Genomic DNA, 20,535 nt, shown 5'->3' with positions numbered 1-20,535 from the left:
GGTGAACCTGCGACACGACCCGTCCCGTTGGGGCTTTCCCCCGCCGAACCAGCCGCCCGAGTGGCAGTCACCGAATCTTCCCGGCGGCCCGGGGCTGCCCGGCTGGCTCGAGGAGCGGCTCTTCGACCAGCGGATCGTGATGCTCCGCGGCCAGCTCACCGGGGAGGCGTCCACCGGCATCGCGGCGGCGCTGCTCACTCTGGACTCGGCCGGCGCGGACCCGGTGCAGCTGCATGTGGCCAGCCCGGGCGGCGACCTGGCCGCGGCCCTGGCGATCATCGACGTGATCGACTCGCTGACCGCGCCGGTGCACGCCGTGGTGACCTCCGAGGCGGGTGGCGCGGTGCTGGCGGTTCTGGCCGCGGCGGATCGGCGGGCGGCGTACCGGCATGCCCGGTTCAAGCTGGCCGAACCGCGGGCCGCCGGGGTGACCGGCACGGCTGACGAGGTGGCCGCGGCGGCCGGTCAGCACCTGCGCGAGCTCGAGGAGGCGGTGCTGCGGCTGGCCGAGGTGACCGGGAAGCCGCGCAGCCGGATCGAGGACGACCTGTCCGCCGGGCGGACTCTCAGCGCGGCCGAGGCCCTGGAGTACGGCCTGATCGACGAGGTGGTGCCGCCCAAGAAGAACGGGCCCCGGTGATGATCACCGAGGCCCGTTCTCTCAGGTACTTCAGGAAGTGACCTTCACACCCATGGAACGGGCGGTGCCGGCGACGATCTGGATCGCGGCGTCGAGGTCGTTCGCGTTGAGGTCGGGCAGCTTGCGCTCCGCGATCTCCTTGACCTGGGCAGCGCTGAGCGTGCCGACGGTCGTGGTGAGCGGGTTGGCCGCACCGGACTGGATGCCGAGGCTCTTCTTGATGAGGAAGCTGGTCGGCGGCGTCTTGTAGGCCAGCGTGTGGCTGCGGTCCTCGTAGACCGACACGATGACCGGGATGATCTCGCCCCGGTTCTTCGAGGTTGCCTCGTCGTACTCCACCTTGACGGCGCGCATGTTGGCGCCGGTCGGGCCGAGCATCTTACCGAGGTCGACCATCGCGGCGTTACCCGCCTCAAGCGCGAGGGTTACCTCATGGGTCTTCTTCTTGGGAGGCATTGGGTAAGGCTCCTTAGGGTGAGCTGCGGGCCGAGACAACGCAGCTCGCCAGCATCAACGACACACGACAACCCCGAGACCTTACTACCGCCCTGACGAGAGGGTCAAAACGGCTTGAGTAAGCGGGGTCTCGGGTCCGCCGACAAGTGTAGCTCGCGGTCCCGGGCGGCCCGGGACCGCCCCGGATCAGTACTGGTCGCAGAAGCAGGAGCGCATGTTCGCCCGGATGTTGGCGACGTACTCCGGGTTGGCCAGCTCGCCGTTCGCGTACGCCTCGTCGACCGCGACGTGGCCCATGTTGTAGCCGGCGATCACCATGTTGAGCAGGCACAGCGAGGAGTCCGACTTGCACTTGGAGGTGCTCAGGTCGTACTTCTCCTTGAAGTGGTGCTCGCCGAACCATTTGGTCAGCCAGGCCAGGTAATTGGCGCCGAGGGTCGCGTTCTGCTTGTAGTCGCGGGAGTTGTACGCCTTCTCGAACCGGGTGTTGATGAAGTCCTCGGTGTCCGGCATGACCTGCATCAGGCCGAAACCGCCGTCACAGTTCACGATGTTCGACGTCCAGCCGCTCTCGTGCCACGCGACCGCCCGGACCAGGTCGGCCGGCACCTTCAGCTCCGGCGCCTTCTGCGGCCAGTAGGTCCTGCCCGCCGCCGTGTTCAGCGCTGCCTTCGCCTTGGCCTTCGAGACCTCTTTGCCCTCGTAGTCGGCGCAGGCCGGCGCCTGGAAGTTGTTCGTCGGCCCGGTCGGGCTCGGCTTAGGCTTCTTCGTCGCCTTCTTCTTCGACGGCGTGGGCGACGGTTCCTCGACCGGCTCCTCGGTCGGCTCCTCCAGGAGCTCGGTCGAGGTGGGCACGTCACTCGGGGTCGCGGCCACCGGCGCCGGAGCCGCCACGTCCTCGTCGCTGCCGCCGGCCAGACCACAGCCGGCCGCGACCATCAATGCGATCACCGCCGCAGCGAGACGAACTCTCATCGATGCGAACCTCCCCCGTCGAACATCGATGAGGAACGCTAACAGCAGTTGGCCGATCTTCGCTGGCCGCGGAACCGGACAGAAGCACCCCGCACCCCCGACGGCAACCTGAGCCAGGGACAATGGGTTTATGCAGACCCGCACCGACCTACGCAACGTCGCCATCATCGCTCACGTCGACCATGGCAAAACCACCCTGGTCGACGCCATGCTGCGCCAGGGCAGCCAGTCCCACGCGCGCGGCGAGATGGCCGACCGCGTCATGGACTCCATGGACCTGGAGCGGGAAAAGGGCATCACCATTCTCGCCAAGAACACGGCGATCAGCTACCAGCCCGCCGAGGGCGACCCGGTCACCATCAACATCATCGACACCCCCGGCCACGCCGACTTCGGCGGTGAGGTCGAGCGCGGCCTCACCATGGTCGACGGCGTCGCCCTCCTCGTGGACGCCTCCGAGGGCCCGCTGCCGCAGACCCGCTTCGTGCTCCGCAAGGCGCTCGCCGCCAAGCTGCCGATCATCCTGATCATCAACAAGGTGGACCGGCCGGACGCCCGGATCAAGGAGGTCGTCGACGAGACGTACGAGCTCTTCCTCGACCTCGACGCCGACGAGCACCAGATCGAGTTCCCGATCGTCTACGCCTGCGCCCGCGACGGCATCGCCTCGCTGACCCAGCCCAAGGACGGCACCGTCCCCGAGGACTCCACCGACCTCGAGGTGTTGTTCAGCACGATCCTGGAGACGATCCCGGCCCCGACCTACACCGAGGGCGCGCCGTTGCAGGCCCACGTGGTCAACCTCGACGCCTCGCCGTTCCTCGGCCGGCTCGCGCTCTGCCGCGTGCACGAGGGCACCATCCGCAAGGGCCAGACCGTCGCCTGGTGCAAGACCGACGGCACGATCAGCAACGTCCGCATCTCGGAACTGCTGGTCACCGAGGGCCTCGAGCGCAAGCCCGCCGAGAGTGCCGGCCCCGGCGACATCATCGCCCTCGCCGGCATCCCGGAGATCATGATCGGTGAGACCCTCGCCGACGCGGAGAACCCGGTCCCGCTGCCGCTGATCACCGTCGACGAGCCGGCCATCTCGATGGTCCTCGGCACCAACACGTCACCGCTGGTCGGCAAGGTCAAGGGCGCCAAGGTCACCGCGCGCATGGTCAAGGACCGCCTCGACAAGGAGCTGATCGGCAACGTCTCGCTGCGGATCCTCCCGACCGACCGCCCCGACGCCTGGGAGGTCCAGGGCCGTGGTGAGCTCGCCCTCGCCATCCTGGTCGAGCAGATGCGGCGCGAAGGCTACGAACTGACCGTCGGCAAGCCCCAGGTGGTCACCCGGACCGTCGACGGCAAGGTGCACGAGCCCGTCGAGCGGCTCACCATCGACGCCCCCGACGAGTACATGGGCGCCATCACCCAGCTGCTCTCCACCCGCAAGGGCCGCATGCAGGAGCTGATCAACCACGGCACCGGCTGGCTGCGGATGGAGTGGCTGGTCCCGGCGCGCGGCCTGATCGGCTTCCGCACCGAGTTCCTCACCGAGACCCGCGGCACCGGCATCATGCACCACCTCTACGAGGACCACGAGCCGTGGTTCGGCGAGCTCCGCACCCGCCAGAACGGTTCGCTCGTCGCCGACCGGGCCGGCGCGGTCACCGGCTTCGCGATGATCAACCTGCAGGAGCGCGGTCAGCTCTTCGTCGAGCCGGGCACCGAGGTCTACGAGGGCATGATCGTCGGCGAGAACTCGCGCGAGGACGACATGGACGTCAACATCACCAAGGAGAAGAAGCTCACCAACATGCGGGCCGCGAGCGCCGACAACACCGAGCGCCTGATCCCGCCGCGCAAGCTGTCGCTGGAGCAGGCCCTCGAGTTCTGCCGCGAGGACGAGTGCGTCGAGGTCACCCCGAACGCCGTCCGCATCCGCAAGGTCGAGCTCGACCAGACGGTCCGCGGCCGGGCCGCCGCCCGCCGCAAGCACCAGCAGTAACTCCCGCTTTTCAGGCCCGCCCGCTGTCATAGTGGGCGGGCCTTTTTCCACCCATTTCCGGTACGACACTGCCGCGGCCACGGCGCCGATCCGGGCCGTCCGGCGAGCGCCGGGCTTAAGCAACGGGAAAGCCCGGGCGACTTTCGTCGCCCGGGCTCGCTGCTTTGCGCGTACCCCCGCTGTTGTCAGCTCTTGGTGCTGATCAGCTCGCGCTTTCGATCGCGGGAGGATTTGACCAGGCTGGCGACGGTGGCGATAGCCAGCGTGCCCAGAATGACCAGCAGGGAGAGCCAGATCGGGATCTCCGGCGCCCAGTGGAAGCCGTGGCCGTTGTTGATGAACGACAGGCTGTTGGTGTGCAGAGCCTCGAGCACGAGCTTCACACCGATGAAGGCGAGCACCACGGCCAGGCCGATGTTGAGGTAGACCAGGCGCTGCAGCAGGCCACCGAGCAGGAAGAAGAGCTGGCGCAGGCCCATCAGCGCGAAGACGTTCGCGGTGAAGACCAGGTACGGCTCCTTCGTGATGCCGAAGATCGCCGGGATCGAGTCGAGCGCGAAGATCAGGTCGGTGGTGCCGATCGCGATCATCACGATCAGCATCGGCGTGAACATCCGCTTGCCGGTCTCGGTGACCACGCTGAAACGGCCGTCACCGAACGAGCTCGAAATCGGCAGGGCCCGCTTCGCCCAGCGGATGAGAATGTTCTCCTTGAAGTCGTCCTCGTCGTTCTCCCCGTCCTTGACCAGCGTGATCGCGGTGTAGACGAGGAACGCGCCGAAGATGTAGAACACCCAGGAGAACTGCGAGATCAGCGCGGCGCCGGCGGCGATGAACGCGCCGCGCATGATGAGCGCGAGCACGATGCCGATCAACAACACCTTCTGCTGCAGGTGTCGTGGCACCGCGAACCGGGCCATGATGATCACGAAGACGAAGAGGTTGTCGACGCTCAGCGAATACTCGGTGAGCCAGCCGGTGTAGAACTCACCGGCCGCCTGCCCTCCGGCCGTCACCCACACACCGATGCCGAAGACCACGGCGAGGCCGACGTAGAAGGCGACCCAACTGCCCGCCTCTTTCATGCTGGGTTCGTGCGGTCTACGCCCGATGATCAGTAGATCGACGGCGAGTACTGCGATCAGGGCCACCAAAGTGGCGCCCCAGACCCAGGCGGAAACGTTCAACGAGGACCTCCGGCAGACACGGTTCGTCGCTGCGCCCGCTCATGGATCATGCGAGAACAGCGACGTGCGACTGTCGGAGGTCTCTTCCGCCGCGGATCAGCTCCGCGACCACCGGCCCCGGGTCCGCCGCAGAGGCGTTCCGTGTTGACGAGACCGGAGCGGGGGAATACTCCCCTCCCACGTGAGCCATTGTTGCGCATCCCACCCGCAATCGGCACACCGGGAGCCCGGAAGTGGCGGGACTCGCGGTTCAAACCCGCCCATCCCTACCGCTACAAGACTTAAGCCATCGGCCCCCGCCGGTCCACCCGCCATCCTCCGAAATGACGCCGCGCCCTCAGCGTAGCCCCGACCCCCACCCCGCCGTTCGACTCTCGCCAATTCCGCCTCGTGCAAGCCCTCCGCCTTGGCCGCACCCGCCGCCGCCTACACCCGGCGTTGACCCCTCACCCGTCGCCGCGGCCCCACTCTCACCCTCACACGCCGAACTCTCCCCGCCGCCGGCCTGTCCCACGTTCGCGTCTCTCCCCAGCCAACGGCCGGCCAGCGACCACGCTCAGGGTGTGGGGTCCCCGACCCACCGCCGCGCTCACGGCCTCCCGCCCACCCGCGGTTGGCCAAGTGCCGCTCAGGGCCTCCCGCCCACCCGCGGTTGACCAACTGCCGCTCACGGCCTCCCGCCCACCCGCGATTGGCCAACTGCCGCCCAGGGCCTCCCGCCCACCCGCGGTTGACCAACTGCCGCTCACGGCCTCCCGCCCACCCGCGGTTAGCCAACTGCCACGATTGCAGTTTCAACCGGCCTGCCTTCCGGTTCCACCGCCGCGGCCAGCGCCCAGACCCTCACGTCTTCACGCCGCCAACCTGCGTCCCCGTGTTGCCACGCCCACATCGCTGTAACCGCCGCTTCCCGCGGCACGCCGGGCACACCCGCCTCAAAGCATCCTAGTAAGCTAGCCATCTGGTGCGTATGGGACGCTTGCTGACATGGTTCTCGAAGTCACGCTGATCGACGTACTTCCCGGCCGGGGAGACGACTTCGTCGCCGCCTATCAGCTGGCGCGCCCACTGATCTCAGGCGCCCCCGGCTGCCGCTCGGTCCGGCTCAAGCGCGGCGTCGAGTCAGCGACCCGGTTCGCGCTGTTCGTCGAATGGGACAGCGTGGAAGCCCACGAGCAGAACTTCCGCCGCACCGAACGCTTCGCTCAGTGGAAAGCGACGATCGGCGGCGCGCTGGCCCAGCCGCCGCTGGCCGAGTTCTTCACCGAGACGCCCGCCACAACCCGCACCGACTCCGACTTCTTCACCAGCTGATCCGCGGCCCCGGCCGCTCACCGCTGGCTGGCTATTCAGAGCTTCGAGCCCTAGCACTTACTGGTCGCCGCAGCCATCGACCCGCGCTACTCGCCGGAGCCAGCCCAGGCCGGAGGACCCCGTGCCGCTCGTTGACCACCCCAGGCCGCGACCCGGCGTCATGCGCCGGCAGCTCCGGGCGTCGACCCGCGCCGCTCGCCTGGCCACCCCGGACGTCGACCCTGCGCCACTCGCCTGGCCACGCCGGGCGTCGACCCCGCCACTCGCCTGGCCACCCCGGACGTCGACCCCGCGCCACCCGCCGGCCACCCCGGACGTCGACCCCCGCATCGCTCGCTGGCTACCCCCAAACGCGCGGCGAGCGACCCAGCCAAGGCATGCTGGCTGGTCAGGTACGCCGGCTCGCGCGGATTGGTCACCGGCCTCAATCAGTCGCCGGGTTGCCTCGGGTCAGGCAGTAGACGACGCCGGCGGGGTCGCGCATCGTCGTCCAGTGCGGCCACTCGCCGACGAAGGCGGCGCCCAAGGTCTCGTGCCAAGCGCGGGCCGCAGGGATGTCCGCCGACGAGATGTCCATGTGGGCCGAGGCCGGCCGTGGTTCGCCGAGCCGCTGGAGCAGGATCCGGATCGGGATCGGCGGCTCCGGGCACAACCGGGAGAAGACCGGCAGGCCGGTGGTGTCCAGCGCCCACCCGGTCAGCCTCGTCCAGAAGCCCAGCTCAGGGCCGAATTCCACAGGCGCGATGTCCAAGCAGACCTGATGCACCCGCGAGAGCGCCCCATCGGGACCACCGAACGGCCTCGTCCGGCGATGCTCGCCCTTCCACGGGAGGACGCAGAACGGCAAGCCCGCGGGAGACGTAAGGATCCGCTGGTCAGCGACCACCGACGCACCGGCCTCGACAGCCTGCTCGATGAACTCCGGCACGTCGTCGACGGAGAGATCCAGATGGACGCCGCCCGGACCGTCGAGGACCCCCTGTACCCGCAGGTAGTCGTCGCCGCGATCGCTGTGCAGGCCGACCAGACCGGCCGTGTCCGGTGGGCCGGCTGCCGAGCCGGACACCGCGGCCCAGAACTCGACCACGACGTCCAGCTTCCGTGCCGGCCGGTCGACGACCGCGGAGACCCAGCGGATCATCGGCGCCGCCGTCGGCCCGGAACCGGCTCCAGGGCAGTCCTCATGCCGTCAGCGTAAACAGCCGGCGACGGCGCCGCGTCCCCTACTTCACCCCCGCCATGTCCATGCCGCGCAGCTCCTTCTTCAGCTCGGAGATCTCGTCGCGAATCCGCGCCGCCAGCTCGAACTGCAGCTCCCGCGCCGCCCCGAGCATCTGCTCGTTCAGGTCCTGGATGAGCTGGGCCAGCTCGGCGCGGGCCATGCCGGCACGCGCTGTACCGCTGCCGGCCCGGGCCTTGGACCGGGTTTCCGGCACCGGGGCCTTGCCGCGCGACATCTGCCGGCCGCCACCACCGACCATCGGACCGGCGACCGCCGAGTCGGTGTCCTCGGCCTCGCGGTAGATGTCGTCGAGGATGTCGTGGATCTTCTTGCGGAGCGCCTGCGGTTTGATGCCGTTGGCCTCGTTGTGCGCGATCTGCTTGGCGCGACGGCGCTCGGTCTCGTCGATCGCGTCGCGCATCGACGGGGTGACCTTGTCCGCATACATGTGGACCTCGCCGGAGACGTTACGCGCGGCGCGGCCGATGGTCTGGATCAGCGACCGGCCGCTGCGCAGGAAGCCCTCCTTGTCGGCGTCGAGGATCGCCACCAGCGAGACCTCGGGCAGGTCGAGACCCTCCCGCAGCAGGTTGATGCCGACCAGCACGTCGTAGTCGCCCTTGCGCAGCTCCTTGAGCAGCTCGACCCGGCGCAGCGTGTCCACCTCGGAGTGGAGGTAACGCACGCGAATGCCGTTCTCCAGGAGGTAGTCGGTGAGGTCCTCGGCCATCTTCTTGGTGAGGGTGGTGACCAGGACCCGCTCGTCCCGCTCGGTGCGCAGTTTGATCTCGTGCATCAGATCGTCGATCTGGCCCTTGGTCGGCTTGACCACGACGTGCGGGTCGACCAGGCCGGTGGGGCGGATGATCTGCTCGACGAACTCGCCCTGGGCCTGCTGCATCTCCCACGGGCCGGGCGTCGCGGAGAGGAAGACCATCTGCCCGACCCGCTCGAGGAACTCGTCGAAGCGCAACGGCCGGTTGTCGGCAGCGCTGGGCAGCCGGAAGCCGTGCTCGATGAGGATCCGCTTCCTCGACGCATCGCCCTCGTACATCCCGCCGATCTGCGGGATCGTGACGTGCGACTCGTCGATCACGGTGATGAAGTCGTCGGGGAAGTAGTCGAGCAGTGTGTAGGACGGCTCACCGTACGTCCGGCCGTCCATGTGCATCGAGTAGTTCTCGATGCCGTTGCAGAAGCCGACCTGGCGCATCATCTCGAGGTCGTAGGTCGTCCGCATCCGCAGCCGCTGCGCCTCGAGCAGCTTGCCCTGCCGCTCCAGCTCGGCGAGCCGGTCGGCCAGCTCGGCCTCGATGTCGCGGATCGCCCGCTCCATCCGCTCCGGCCCGGCCACGTAGTGCGACGCCGGGAAGATGATCAGCTCGTCGACCTCCCGGATCACCTCGCCGGTGAGCGGGTGCAGGTAGTAGAGCTTCTCCACCTCGTCGCCGAAGAGCTCGACGCGGACGGCCAACTCCTCATACGCCGGGATGATCTCCAGCGTGTCGCCGCGGACCCGGAAGGTGCCCCGCTGGAAGGCCATGTCGTTACGCGTGTACTGAATGTCGACGAGCCGGCGCAGCAGCTTGTCCCGGTCGATCTCGCCGCCGACCTTCACCCGGACGGCACGCTCCACATACTCTGCGGGGGTGCCCAGGCCGTAGATGGCGCTGACCGTGGCGACCACGATGGTGTCGCGCCGGGTCAGCAGTGACATGGTGGCCGAGTGGCGCAGCCGTTCCACCTCCTCGTTGACCGAGGAGTCCTTCTCGATGTAGGTGTCGGTCTGAGCGATGTAGGCCTCAGGCTGGTAGTAGTCGTAGTAACTGACGAAATACTCCACCGCGTTGTTCGGCAGGAGCTCGCGGAACTCTTTCGCCAGCTGGGCGCAGAGCGTCTTGTTGGGTGCGAGCACCAGCGCCGGCCGCTGCAACCGCTCGATCAGCCAGGCGGTGGTGGCGCTCTTACCCGTACCGGTGGCGCCTAGCAGGACGGTGTTGCGGTCGCCGCGGCGCACCCGCCGCTCAAGATCGTTGATCGCGGCCGGCTGGTCACCGGCAGGCTGGTAGTCACTGATGACCTCGAACCGGCCGTCGAGTCGTGGGATGTCGAGCGCCATGCCCACCACCGTACGTCGAGGGTCTGACAAGTTTTCGAAGCCGCGTGCTGAGGGTGCACATTCGGCCCCGCGCATCGGCATTGTCCGGCCTTGAAACGGCCGCCTACCCTGGTCAGGTAGGCCGCTCGCGGCGGCCGCAGGCACCGGACGGATCGCCAGACGCTCCGCCGTGCCGCACCGAGGTCGATGCGCCCTGGACGCCCCGGCGAGCGCACCCACGGTGGGTCGCGCCCAGCGCCGACCGGCCGCCGCGAGGGCCCTCTACCTTTCAGACCGGCTGCCAGCCCGTGGCCTCCGCCCAGTCATCGGCAGCACGCGCCTCCGACTCGAACCAAGGTTCCTTCGCCTCGGCGTACCCCGCTCGGTCCCTGTGCTTCTCTGCCAGCTCGGCTTTCGCCGCGGCATAGGCCTCGCGCGCCTCCGGCACCGCGCGCAGGTGATCACGCATGAGCAGCGCAAACCGCCAGCCGGGCGAGCCGGCGACGCGCACATGCAGGTTCACCCGGTATCCGGGGTCGGCGCTGCCGTGCATCCGCTTCGGCCAGGTCCCGCCGGGAACGCCGTGCGCGTTGTCGCTCCACTCCCCCGGCCGCTGCGGGAAGCCCACCGCACCCAACCGGTCAGCGAACTCGTCCGCCTCGGTGAGTGTGCGCACGCTCACCATCAGGTCGAGGATGTCCTTGGCCGGCAGACCGGGCACCGCCGTCGAGCCGATGTGATGCACTCCGACCCGGTCGCCCAGCCCGTGCCGGATCCGGGCGGTCAGCCGGGCCGCCGCCCGCGGCCACTCCGGATCGGACGGGACCAGCTGCAGCTCAGGGCCCTTGGGAGCGGCACGGCGCAGCCGCAGATTGCGCTCGTACTCGACCAGGCGGCCCCACCACAACTGGTCCACCCGGGCGTGCAGCTCGTCCAGGCCCGCGTCGTTGACGAGGATCACATCACCGGCCCGCCGCCGGCTCTCGTCATCGGTCTGGGCATCGATCCGGGCGGCGGCTTCCGCCGCCGTCATGCCACGCAAGCCGGTCAGCCGCTCGATGCGCAGGTCACGGTCCGCCGCCACGACAATCACCAGATGGTACGAGGAAGCCAGCCCCGCCTCCACCAGAAGCGGCACGTCGTTGACCGCGATCGCGTCGGGCGCTGCCGCACGGGTCACCTCCGCGGTACGAGCCCGCACGCGGGGATGGATGATCCGCTCCAGGCTGCGCCGCGCCTCCTCGTCGCCGAAGACCTTCGCGCCCAGCGCCGGCCGGTCCAGCTCGCCGGCCGGAGTCAGTATCCCCGAACCGAACAGCGCGACGATCTCCGCGAGACCGTCGGTGCCCGGCTCGACCACCTCGCGGGCGAGCAGGTCGGCGTCGATGATCACCGCGCCGCGCTCGGCGAGCCGCCGGGCGACCGCGCTTTTCCCCGCACCGATCCCACCTGTCAGCCCGACCATCAACATGGGACCAGTATCCCGGTCGCGTTGATCAGCGCGCGCTCTCGGGCCACCGGTGTGCGGGGAAGACGAAAGGCCGCCCCGACCGGAGTCGGGACGGCCTTTCTGGGTATTACCGGCTGCTGCCGTCAGGTCAGCTCTTGCCGCCGGCCAGCTTCTCGCGCAGGGCGGCGAGAGCCTCGTCGGTGGCCAGCGTGCCCGCCGGCTCCTCGGTCGAGCGCGCCGGGGCCGACGAGCTCGTGGAGGTGGACGAGGACGAGGTGGTCACGCCACCGGCCGGAGCCGGGTTGAGCGCGGCCTCGGCGTCGGCCTCGCGGGACGCCTGCACCTGCTTGGTGTGGGCCTCCCAGCGCTCGCGGGCGTCCGCGTACTGCTTCTCCCACGTCTCGCGCTGCTTGTCGAAGCCCTCGAGCCACTCACCCGTCTCGGGGTCGAAGCCCTCCGGGTAGATGTAGTTGCCCTCGTTGTCGTACGTCGCGGCCATGCCGTAGAGGGTCGGGTCGAAGTGCTCCTCGCCCTCCACGAAGTTCTCGTTGGCCTGCTTGAGCGACAGCGAGATCCGGCGACGCTCGAGGTCGATGTCGATGACCTTGACGAGGACGTCCGAACCGACCTGGACGACCTGCTCGGGCAGCTCGACGTGACGCTCGGCCAGCTCGGAGATGTGCACCAGGCCCTCGATGCCGTCGTCGACGCGGACGAACGCGCCGAACGGGACGAGCTTGGTGACCTTACCCGGCACGATCTGGTTGATCGCGTGGGTCCGGGCGAACTGACGCCACGGGTCCTCCTGCGTCGCCTTCAGCGACAGCGAGACGCGCTCGCGGTCCAGGTCGACGTCGAGCACCTCGACCTCGACCTCCTGGCCGACCTCGACGACCTCGGAGGGGTGGTCGATGTGCTTCCAGGAGAGCTCCGAGACGTGCACCAGACCATCCACGCCACCCAGGTCCACGAAGGCACCGAAGTTGACGATCGAGGACACGACGCCCTTGCGGACCTGGCCCTTCTGGAGCTTGTTGAGGAACTCGGTGCGAACCTCGGACTGCGTCTGCTCGAGCCAGGCGCGGCGGGACAGAACCACGTTGTTGCGGTTCTTGTCCAGCTCGATGATCTTGGCCTCGAGCTCACGGCCGACATACGGCTGGAGGTCGCGGACACGACGCATCTCGACCAGCGAGGCCGGCAGGAAGCCACGGAGGCCGATGTCGAGGATGAGACCACCCTTGACGACCTCGATGACCGAGCCGCGGACGACGCCGTCGTCTTCCTTGATCTTCTCGATGGTGCCCCAGGCACGCTCGTACTGAGCGCGCTTCTTCGAGAGGATCAGCCGCCCTTCCTTGTCCTCCTTGGTGAGGACGAGGGCTTCGATGTGGTCACCGACCGACACCACTTCCGCGGGGTCCACGTCATGCTTGATCGACAACTCGCGCGAGGGGATGACACCCTCGGTCTTGTAGCCGATGTCGAGCAGGACCTCGTCCCGATCGACCTTGACGACGGTGCCTTCGACAATGTCGCCGTCGTTGAAGTACTTGATGGTCTCGTCGATGGCTGCGAGGAAAGCTTCCTCCGAGCCGAGGTCGTCGACGGTGACCTTGTTGGCGCTCGAGGTGGCCTCGATGCTGCTCGTCATGTGGACAGTTGCTCCGAACGGATGGTGTCGTGGTGTCTCTCGCGCTCGACGGAACTGCCGCCGGACGCGGCACGAGCGAAACGAGACGACCAACCCGAGAGCAGTCTGATCAACGCAGTCGATCATGCCGAGACCGACGACCACGGAGCCTGCTCCCTGCCGAGGCACACGATCCGCGAGCGCATCGACTAGCTTACCGTGCGCATTACCACAGGTTGCAAGCCCTCCTGAGGACCGCGGCACATTGTTCGCTGGGAACCCGTCAGCATGCCCGTTATAAGCCGAATCGGGACGGCTGACACGCCTGCCGTACCGTTGCCGGGTGACCGAGATCCCCACTGTCGAGACCTCCCGCCGACGCGTGACCGAGGCGGAGGCACGTCACGCGAACCGAGCCTGGTGGGATCTTGACGCCGACGACTACCAGTGCGAACACGGCAGTTTCCTGGGTGACGTCGATTTCGTCTGGTGCCCCGAACGCCTCCGGGAAGCCGACGTTCGCCTGCTCGGAGACGTACGCGGCAAAAAGATCTTGGAACTGGGCGCCGGCGCCGCGGCTGCCTCCCGGTGGTTGCGCCGCGAGGGCGCCCATCCGGTCGCCCTCGATCTCTCGGCAGGCATGCTGCGGCATGCGGGCGAGGCAGCAGAGCGCAGCGGGGTACGGGTACCGCTCGTCCAAGCCGACGCGATGGCCCTGCCGTTCGGGGCGGACTCGTTCGACATCGTCTGCACGGCCTTCGGGGCGATCCCGTTCGTCGCCGACTCGGCCGCCGCGATGCGCGAGGTGGCCCGCGTGCTGCGGCCCGGCGGAAGCTGGGTGTTCTCGGTGACCCACCCGATGCGCTGGGTCTTCTGGGACGAACCCGACGAGAGCGGCCTGGTGGTGCGGAACTCGTATTTCGACCGGTCGCCCTACGTCGAGCGCGACGACGACGGCCAGGTCACCTACCTGGAACAGCACCGGACGGTCGGCGACCGCGTGCGCGAGCTGGTGGCGGCCGGGTTCGTGCTGCGGGACCTGGTCGAGCCGGAGTGGCCCGACGGGCACGAGCAGGTGTGGGGGCAGTGGAGCCCGCTGCGCGGACGGCTCTTTCCCGGCACCGCGATCTTCGTCTGCCACCTGCCTGCAGTTTCGTCAGTTTCTTCGGGACCGGCCGGGGTATCGCCTTGGGTATGACCAGTGCCAAGAAAAGCCTGAAAAAGGGCGACAAGGTGACCTGGCGCAGCCATGGCGAGAGTGTCCATGGCACCGTCCAGCAGAAGATCACCAAGCGCACCGAGGCCGGCGGCCGGACAGTGGCCGCGTCGCCGGACGAGCCGCAGTACAAGGTCAAGAGCGACAAGACGGGGCGCGAGGCCGTGCACAAGCCGGGGGCGCTCCGCAATGACTGAGGTGTACGCCGAATTCCGCGACGCCGTCAACATGACCCCTGCCGAGCTGCGCAAATGGCTCGACACTGCGGAGTCGCAAGAGGTCGGCCAGAAGTCTTCCGCGGGCGGGGAGTCGGTCGGCCATGACTCCGGAAGGAAGATCATCGGGATTCTCGGGAAGAAGAAGGGTGATCTCACCGAGGCCGATGAGAAGCACATGCAGAAGGTGGTCGGCTACGTCCATCGGCACATGGCGCAGCGCCCGGACGGGGATGTGTCCGAGAGCCGGTGGCGGTACTCCCTGATGAACTGGGGCCACGACCCACTGAAGAAGTAGCCCGGCCCCGCATCGCAAAACGCTGTCGGCTGCGGCGGGTTGGGTCAGCGCGCCGCACAAGCCGCCGACCGCGGGCGGGTCCGATCAGGTCGCGCCGCAGCGGGCCTGCGGGCGGGTTAGGTCAGCGTGCGCCCGCACAAGCGGGCCGGTTGGTTCAGCGCGCGGCGTACAAGCGGCTTGGTTGGCTCAGCGTGCGCCCGCACAAGCGGGCAGGTTCGCTTAGCCCGCGCTGCGTAAGCGGGCAGGTTCGCTTAGCCCGCGCTGTGCAAGCGGGCAGGTTCGCTCAGCGCGCGCTGTGCAAGCGGGTGCGACAGGTCAGTGGGCGCGGGAAGTCCGGGATGCTGCTTGCCGGCGGCCGATGTCGAGCAGACCGGCGAGTCTGGCCAGGTTGGCCGGGACCGGTCGGTAGTAGACCCAGGTGCCGCGGCGAGCGCTGTCGACCAGGCCGGCCTCGCGCAGGATCCGCAGGTGATGCGAGATCGTCGGGCCGGTCAGCGGGAATGCTGCGCTGAGGTCGCAGACGCAGATCTCGCCCTCGGGAGCCGACGCGATCATCGAGAGCAGTCGCAGCCGGACGGGGTCGCCCAGGGCCTTGAAACCGCCCGCCAGCGCCCCGGCCTGTGGCACGTCCAGCGGACCGTCGGTGAGCGCGCCGACGCCCGGCGCCCCGCCGACGCCCGGCGCCCCGCCGGCGGCCGGCGCCGGGATGGTCGCCCCGGTCACGGTCGGCGCGACCGCAGCGACGGTTCCCACCGACGTAGATCCGCTAAGCATCGGACCAGAGTGGCAGACCGCCGCAAATCATGCGACAAAGGCCACGGAAGGGTTGCTGAAGCGGCACCGGCCCTCCCTGCCCACCTCACAGGGCGACGCCGGACCCGCACAGAAAGCACGGTGCCGGAGGAAAACAAGATCGCCTGGCGGGTACGAGACCGGGAGGGTGGACCACTCGGGCGATGCCGACGAGTCCGCCGGCGGCATGGTCATTAGCCGGAATGGCCGGGCGGCTGCTGCTGGAGGCGCCCGGCCGGTGGGATGGCTGGCCGCTACTGCGGGAGATGCCCTACCCGGCGGGATCGTCGGTGATCGGCAGGGCCTCCAGCATTGACTAGGCCGCGCCTGCCGCAGGGAACGGACCGCAAGCCTGCGAGGCAGTCGGCACCGGTGGAGGTAGCCGCTGGCGCGGTGGTCAAGGACCGGCACGGACACGGCGCCAGCTAGAGGAAGCCGCCGGCGGCTGGTGGAGGTAGCCGCCGGCGGGGTGTTTCAAGGACCGGGACGCGCGGGCAGATGGGGGGCGGCCGCCGGCCGGATGGTCAGTGGTCGGCGCCGTTCCAGTCTCGGCCTACGCCTACCGAGACTTCCAGCGGGACGGACAGCGGGTAAGCGCCGCCCATCTCGCGGCGGACCAAGGCCTCCAGCGGCTCGCGCTCGTCGGGGGCCAGTTCGAAGACCAGCTCGTCGTGGACCTGGAGGAGCATGCGGGAGGCCAGGCCGGAACTCTTCAGGGCCTCGTCGACGCGCAGCATCGCGATTTTGATGATGTCGGCGGCGGAGCCCTGGATGGGGGCGTTGAGCGCCATCCGTTCGGCCATTTCGCGGCGCTGGCGATTGTCGCTGATCAGGTCGGGAAGGTAGCGGCGGCGGCCGAGGATGGTGGCGGTGTAGCCGTCCTGGCCGGCCTTGCGGACCACGTCCTGCAAGTAGTCGCGGACGCCGCCGAAGCGCTCGAAATACTCCGTCATCAGGCCGCGCGCCTCCTCGGTGGAGATGCTCAGCTGGTTGGAGAGGCCGAAGGCGCTCAAACCGTACGCCAGGCCGTAGTTCATCGCCTTGATCTTGCGGCGCTGGTCGGGGGTGACCTCGGTGAGGCCGACGTGGAAGACCGACGAGGCAGTGGCGGCGTGGAAGTCGGCGCCGGAGTTGAAAGCGGCGATCAAAGCCTCGTCGCCGGAGAGGTGCGCCATGATTCGCATCTCGATCTGGCTGTAGTCGGCCGTCATCAGCTGGTCGAAACCGGGACCGACGATGAAGGCGCGACGGATCCGGCGGCCCTCCTCGGTGCGGATCGGGATGTTCTGCAGGTTGGGGTCGGTGGAGGACAGCCGGCCAGTCGCGGCGACGGTCTGGTTGAACGTGGTGTGGATGCGGCCGTCGTCGGAGACCGACTTGAGCAGGCCGTCGACCGTCGACTTCAGCTTGGCCACGTCGCGGTGGCGCAGCAGGTGCTCCAGGACCGGGTCGCCGGTCTGGGCGAAGAGGTTCTGCAGGGCGTCGGCGTCTGTTGTGTACCCCGACTTGATCTTCTTGGTCTTGGGCAGGCCGCGCTCGACGAAGAGGATCTCCTGGAGTTGCTTGGGCGAGCCGAGGTTGAACTCGCGGCCGACGACCTCGTGGGCCGCCTGCTGCGCCGCCTTCACCTCGGCGGCGAAGTGCGCCTCCAGCTCCGACAGATACTCCGTGTCGGCGGCGATGCCGCGCCGCTCCATCTCGGCGAGGACCACCGACAGCGGCTGCTCCACCTCGGCGAGCAGGCGCTGGGACTCGCCGCCGTCGCGGGAGAGCTCGGCGGTCAGCACGTCGGCCAGGTCGAGGGTGGCGCGAGCGCGGAGCATCACGCTCTCCTCGACGGCGCCCTGGTCGTCGCCGAGGCCGTCGAGGGTGAGCTGGCCGCTCTGCGGCTCCTCGACGCGCAGCTCGCGCTTCAGATAGCGCAGCGCCAGGTCGGTCAGGTCGTAGGCCCGCTGGTCAGGCTTGGCCAGGTAGGCCGCGAGCGCGGTGTCGGTGACGACACCGGCCAGCTGCCAGCCGTGCGCCTGGAAGGCGAGCCGGGCCGGCTTGCCGTCGTGGATCACCTTGGGTCGCTCCGGGTCGGCGAGCCAGTCGGAAACGGCACGCTCGTCGGCCTCGTCGAGGGCGGTCGGATCGAACCACGCGGCCGGACCGTCGCCGGTGGCGACGGCGATGCCGGTGAGTGTGCCGGTGCCGCGGCCGAACGTGCCGGTGACCGCGACGCCGACCGGGGCGAGGCGGGCGTGCTCACCCAGCCAGCCGGCCACAGCGCCGGAGCGCAGGACCTGCCCGTCGAGGTCGAAGCCGGACTCGGCCTCGGGCTCGACCGCCTCCAGATACGAATACAGCCGCTCGCGCAGCACCCGGAACTCCAGGGCGTCGAAGACGCTGTGCACGGCCTCGCGATCCCACCCCTGCCAGCGCACGTCCTCGGGGCGCAGCGGCAGCTCCAGGTCGCAGACCAGCGCGTTGATCTCGTAGTTGCGCAACACGTTGGCGAGGTGGGCGCGCAGGTTCTCCCCCGCCTTGCCCTTGATCTTGTCGACGTTGGCGACGATGCCGTCCAGCCCGCCGAACTCATTGATCCACTTGGCGGCGGTCTTGTCGCCCACACCGGGCACGCCGGGCAGGTTGTCGCTGGTCTCGCCGACCAGGGCGGCCTTGTCCCGGTAGCGGTGGGGTGGCACGAAGTATTTCGCCTCGATCGCCTCGGGCGTCATGCGCCAGACCTCGGAGACGCCGCGCACCGGGTAGAGGATCGTGACGTGCTCGGTGGCGAGCTGGAACGCGTCGCGGTCGCCGGTGGAGATGACGACCTCCATGCCGGCCTCGCGCGCCTGGGTGGCGAGAGTGCCGATCACGTCGTCGGCCTCGTAGCCCGGCTTCTCCACCACGGGGATGCGCAGTGCCTCCAGCACCTCCTTGATCAGGCTGACCTGACCCTGGAAAGGCTGTGGCGTCTCGGACCGGCCGGCCTTGTAGTCCGCGTATTTCTCGGTGCGGAAGGAGACCCGGGAGACGTCGAAGGCCACGACGATGTGTGTCGGCTTCTCGTCGCGCAGCATGTTGATGAGCATCGACGTGAAGCCGAACACCGCGTTGGTGTGCTGACCGGTCTGGGTGCTGAAGTTCTCCACCGGCAGCGCGAAATAGGCCCGGTAGGCCAGCGAGTGGCCGTCGAGCAGCAGCAGGCGGGGGGTCTGGGCGTCGTCGCTCACGTCGGGAACTCTAGTCCCGGGGTGTGACAAGTTCGCCGACCGCCCCGCCCGCTTTACAGCACCTTGCTCAGGAATGCCTTGGTGCGTTCCTGCTGCGGATTCTGGATGACCTCGTTCGGCGCACCCTGCTCCACCACGACCCCGCCGTCCATGAAGACGACCGAGTCGGCCACCTCGCGGGCGAAGCCGATCTCGTGGGTCACCACGATCATGGTCATACCCTCTCTGGCCAGGTCCTTCATGACGTCCAGGACCTCACCGACCAGCTCCGGGTCGAGCGCGCTGGTCGGCTCGTCGAAGAGCATCAGCTTGGGCCGCATCGCCAGCGCCCGGGCGATCGCCACCCGCTGCTGCTGGCCACCGGAGAGCTGGCCCGGATAGTTCTCGACCTTGGCGCCGAGCCCTACGCGTTCGAGAAGTGCGAGCGAGCGGTCGCGTACGTCGGACTTGCTCTCCCTCTTGACCCGGCACGGCGCCTCCATGACGTTCTGCAGGACCGTCATGTGCGGGAACAGGTTGAACCGCTGGAACACCATGCCGATCGACTGGCGCTGGCGGGCGATGTCCCGCTCCCCCATCTCGTGCAGCTTCCCGCCGCGTTCGCGGTAGCCGACGAGATCGCCGTCCACCTCGATCCGGCCGGCGTTGATCTTCTCGAGGTGGTTGATGCAGCGCAGGAACGTCGACTTGCCGGAGCCGGAGGGGCCCAGCACGCAGGCCACCTCACCGCTGTTGACGGTCAGGTCGACGCCCTTGAGCACCTCCAGCGAGCCGAAGGACTTGTGGACGTTGTCCGCGCGTACCATCACCGATTTTTCGGTCATGTCACACCTCCCGTGCCGACGCCACCCTGCTCGGCCTGGATGGTCTGCAACCGCAGGCGGGCCCTGCCCGCCGCGCCGTAGCCCTTGCTGAAGTGCCGCTCCAGGAAGTACTGGCCGATCATCAGGACGCTGCACATGATCAAATACCAGATCAGTGCGGCGATCAGGACCGGAAGCACCACGAAGGTACGCGCTGACACGGCTCTGAGCTGGAAGAAGAGCTCCGCGGTGACCGGCACGAAGGCGACCACCGAGGTGTCCTTCAACATCGCGATGACCTCGTTGCCGGTGGGCGGCACGATCACCCGCATGGCCTGCGGCAGCACGATCCGGCGCAGCACCTGACCGCGGGACATGCCGAGCGCCACCGCGGCCTCGGCCTGGCCCTCGTCGATCGACTGGATGCCGGCCCGGACGATCTCCGCCATGTACGCGGCCTCGGACAGGCCGAGCGCGAGCATCGCGGCGACGAAGCCGGCCAGCAGATCCTTGGACTCGATGCTGAAGAACTGGCCGTTGAAGTTGTCGATGCCGAACAGGTCACCGATCTGCTTGTCGAACGGCAGACCGAAGCCGACCCGGCTCCACAGAACGTTCAGGTTGCCGAAGACCACGGCGAGAACGAGGCGCGGCGCGGCCCGGAAGAACCAGGTGTAGATCCACGCCACCGACGAGAGGATCTTGTTCGGCGAGAGCCGCATGATCGCGACGACGACGCCGAGCACGACACCGATGAGCATCGAGAAGACCGTCAGCAGCAGGGTGCCGCGCAGCCCCTCGAGCACCGGGCCGGTGAACATCACACCGTTCTTGCCCTCTTCGTACGAGACGAAGATGAACGACCAGCGGAAGCCGTCGTTGGTGAGGAGCATGTGCAGGAACATCGCGGTGAGCACCGCGAGAACGACGATGGCGACCCATCGCCCGGGGTGCCGGACGGGCACGGCCTTGATCGGCTCAGGCCGTGCCCGTTCGGTTGTGTTCTGATCCGTCATGCCGGA

General features: G+C 68.6%; 17 protein-coding genes. 6 read left to right on the top strand and 11 right to left on the bottom strand.

Going from position 1 to position 20,535, the window contains the following annotated elements; genetic code table 11:
• Position 1 precedes the first annotated feature (1 nt).
• Positions 2 to 640 carry an ATP-dependent Clp protease proteolytic subunit gene (locus OHA21_RS48485; RefSeq protein ID WP_328467251.1) on the top strand — a complete coding sequence of 213 codons (639 nt, stop codon included), beginning with the start codon at positions 2 to 4 and terminating at the stop codon, positions 638 to 640.
• A 30-nt stretch (positions 641 to 670) separates the two neighbouring features.
• Here OHA21_RS48485 and OHA21_RS48480 read toward each other — a convergent pair whose 3' ends face one another.
• Positions 671 to 1,096 carry an uL11 family ribosomal protein gene (locus OHA21_RS48480; protein WP_328467249.1) on the bottom strand — a complete coding sequence of 142 codons (426 nt, stop codon included), beginning with the start codon at positions 1,094 to 1,096 and terminating at the stop codon, positions 671 to 673.
• 186 nt (positions 1,097 to 1,282) lie between these two features.
• The gene (locus OHA21_RS48475) at positions 1,283 to 2,071 is read right to left on the bottom strand and encodes a lytic transglycosylase domain-containing protein (protein WP_328467247.1); all 789 of its coding nucleotides are present in this window, start codon (positions 2,069 to 2,071) and stop codon (positions 1,283 to 1,285) included.
• 130 nt (positions 2,072 to 2,201) lie between these two features.
• Between OHA21_RS48475 and typA the strand changes: the two genes are divergently transcribed.
• The gene (gene typA, locus OHA21_RS48470) at positions 2,202 to 4,067 is read left to right on the top strand and encodes a translational GTPase TypA (RefSeq protein WP_328467245.1); all 1,866 of its coding nucleotides are present in this window, start codon (positions 2,202 to 2,204) and stop codon (positions 4,065 to 4,067) included.
• 185 nt (positions 4,068 to 4,252) lie between these two features.
• On the opposite strand, the gene OHA21_RS48465 is transcribed toward typA, so the two are convergent.
• A complete protein-coding gene (locus OHA21_RS48465; RefSeq protein ID WP_328467243.1) occupies positions 4,253 to 5,254 on the bottom strand; it encodes a TerC family protein in 1,002 nt (333 codons plus the stop codon).
• Between the two features lie 987 nt (positions 5,255 to 6,241).
• On the opposite strand from OHA21_RS48465, the gene OHA21_RS48460 reads away from it, so the two are divergent.
• Positions 6,242 to 6,568, top strand: a complete 327-nt coding sequence (locus tag OHA21_RS48460; protein WP_328467241.1) for an antibiotic biosynthesis monooxygenase family protein — start codon at positions 6,242 to 6,244, stop codon at positions 6,566 to 6,568.
• A 424-nt stretch (positions 6,569 to 6,992) separates the two neighbouring features.
• Here the strand turns inward: OHA21_RS48460 and OHA21_RS48455 are convergent, their stop codons facing one another.
• From OHA21_RS48455 to rpsA, 4 genes are all read right to left on the bottom strand, one after another.
• Positions 6,993 to 7,709 carry a VOC family protein gene (locus OHA21_RS48455; protein ID WP_328467239.1) on the bottom strand — a complete coding sequence of 239 codons (717 nt, stop codon included), beginning with the start codon at positions 7,707 to 7,709 and terminating at the stop codon, positions 6,993 to 6,995.
• 82 nt (positions 7,710 to 7,791) lie between these two features.
• Positions 7,792 to 9,909 carry an excinuclease ABC subunit UvrB gene (uvrB, locus tag OHA21_RS48450; RefSeq protein WP_328467237.1) on the bottom strand — a complete coding sequence of 706 codons (2,118 nt, stop codon included), beginning with the start codon at positions 9,907 to 9,909 and terminating at the stop codon, positions 7,792 to 7,794.
• Positions 9,910 to 10,177: 268 nt separating this feature from the next.
• The gene (gene coaE / locus OHA21_RS48445; RefSeq protein ID WP_328467235.1) at positions 10,178 to 11,359 is read right to left on the bottom strand and encodes a dephospho-CoA kinase; all 1,182 of its coding nucleotides are present in this window, start codon (positions 11,357 to 11,359) and stop codon (positions 10,178 to 10,180) included.
• A gap of 127 nt (positions 11,360 to 11,486) precedes the next feature.
• The gene (rpsA, locus tag OHA21_RS48440; RefSeq protein WP_442875215.1) at positions 11,487 to 13,118 is read right to left on the bottom strand and encodes a 30S ribosomal protein S1; all 1,632 of its coding nucleotides are present in this window, start codon (positions 13,116 to 13,118) and stop codon (positions 11,487 to 11,489) included.
• 196 nt (positions 13,119 to 13,314) lie between these two features.
• Between rpsA and OHA21_RS48435 the strand changes: the two genes are divergently transcribed.
• The 3 genes from OHA21_RS48435 to OHA21_RS48425 are packed head-to-tail and all read left to right on the top strand — an operon-like array spanning position 13,315 to position 14,700.
• The gene (locus OHA21_RS48435; RefSeq protein ID WP_328467231.1) at positions 13,315 to 14,169 is read left to right on the top strand and encodes a class I SAM-dependent methyltransferase; all 855 of its coding nucleotides are present in this window, start codon (positions 13,315 to 13,317) and stop codon (positions 14,167 to 14,169) included.
• Entirely contained in the window at positions 14,166 to 14,384 is a 219-nt protein-coding gene (locus OHA21_RS48430; RefSeq protein WP_328467229.1) for a DUF2945 domain-containing protein, read from the top strand. Before OHA21_RS48435 ends, OHA21_RS48430 begins: the two co-directional genes overlap by 4 nt.
• Entirely contained in the window at positions 14,377 to 14,700 is a 324-nt protein-coding gene (locus tag OHA21_RS48425) for a DUF3140 domain-containing protein (protein WP_328467226.1), read from the top strand. The genes OHA21_RS48430 and OHA21_RS48425 overlap by 8 nt, the downstream gene beginning before the upstream one ends.
• 315 nt (positions 14,701 to 15,015) lie before the next feature.
• On the opposite strand, the gene OHA21_RS48420 is transcribed toward OHA21_RS48425, so the two are convergent.
• The 4 genes from OHA21_RS48420 to OHA21_RS48405 all read right to left on the bottom strand — a co-directional run bounded on the left by OHA21_RS48420 (position 15,016) and on the right by OHA21_RS48405 (position 20,529).
• Positions 15,016 to 15,333 (bottom strand): ArsR/SmtB family transcription factor, encoded by a 318-nt coding sequence (locus OHA21_RS48420; RefSeq protein WP_328479003.1) that lies wholly within the window; start codon positions 15,331 to 15,333, stop codon positions 15,016 to 15,018.
• A gap of 683 nt (positions 15,334 to 16,016) precedes the next feature.
• Positions 16,017 to 18,710 (bottom strand): DNA polymerase I, encoded by a 2,694-nt coding sequence (gene polA, locus OHA21_RS48415; protein WP_328467224.1) that lies wholly within the window; start codon positions 18,708 to 18,710, stop codon positions 16,017 to 16,019.
• 53 nt (positions 18,711 to 18,763) lie between these two features.
• Positions 18,764 to 19,534, bottom strand: a complete 771-nt coding sequence (locus tag OHA21_RS48410) for an amino acid ABC transporter ATP-binding protein (protein WP_328467222.1) — start codon at positions 19,532 to 19,534, stop codon at positions 18,764 to 18,766.
• Complete coding sequence (locus OHA21_RS48405; protein WP_328467220.1) at positions 19,531 to 20,529, bottom strand: amino acid ABC transporter permease; 999 nt, start codon at positions 20,527 to 20,529, stop codon at positions 19,531 to 19,533. The genes OHA21_RS48410 and OHA21_RS48405 overlap by 4 nt, the downstream gene beginning before the upstream one ends.
• Positions 20,530 to 20,535 lie beyond the last annotated feature (6 nt).

Origin of the sequence: Actinoplanes sp. NBC_00393 (assembly GCF_036053395.1) — a bacterium.
GTDB lineage: Bacteria > Actinomycetota > Actinomycetes > Mycobacteriales > Micromonosporaceae > Actinoplanes.
Note: the sequence above shows the minus strand (reverse complement) of the source record. Positions and strands in the feature narration are given on the sequence as shown.

Bases quoted from the DNA above. Each gene is read 5' to 3' on its own strand.
- OHA21_RS48410 (WP_328467222.1), bottom strand. From the start codon at position 19,534: ATGACCGAAAAATCGGTGATGGTACGCGCGGACAACGTCCACAAGTCC.
- OHA21_RS48455 (WP_328467239.1), bottom strand. From the start codon at position 7,709: ATGATCCGCTGGGTCTCCGCGGTCGTCGACCGGCCGGCACGGAAGCTG.
- OHA21_RS48405 (WP_328467220.1), bottom strand. From the start codon at position 20,529: ATGACGGATCAGAACACAACCGAACGGGCACGGCCTGAGCCGATCAAG.
- OHA21_RS48480 (WP_328467249.1), bottom strand. From the start codon at position 1,096: ATGCCTCCCAAGAAGAAGACCCATGAGGTAACCCTCGCGCTTGAGGCG.
- rpsA (WP_442875215.1), bottom strand. From the start codon at position 13,118: ATGATCGACTGCGTTGATCAGACTGCTCTCGGGTTGGTCGTCTCGTTT.
- OHA21_RS48460 (WP_328467241.1), top strand. From the start codon at position 6,242: ATGGTTCTCGAAGTCACGCTGATCGACGTACTTCCCGGCCGGGGAGAC.
- OHA21_RS48425 (WP_328467226.1), top strand. From the start codon at position 14,377: ATGACTGAGGTGTACGCCGAATTCCGCGACGCCGTCAACATGACCCCT.
- OHA21_RS48430 (WP_328467229.1), top strand. From the start codon at position 14,166: ATGACCAGTGCCAAGAAAAGCCTGAAAAAGGGCGACAAGGTGACCTGG.
- typA (WP_328467245.1), top strand. From the start codon at position 2,202: ATGCAGACCCGCACCGACCTACGCAACGTCGCCATCATCGCTCACGTC.
- uvrB (WP_328467237.1), bottom strand. From the start codon at position 9,909: ATGGCGCTCGACATCCCACGACTCGACGGCCGGTTCGAGGTCATCAGT.
- coaE (WP_328467235.1), bottom strand. From the start codon at position 11,359: ATGTTGATGGTCGGGCTGACAGGTGGGATCGGTGCGGGGAAAAGCGCG.
- OHA21_RS48475 (WP_328467247.1), bottom strand. From the start codon at position 2,071: ATGAGAGTTCGTCTCGCTGCGGCGGTGATCGCATTGATGGTCGCGGCC.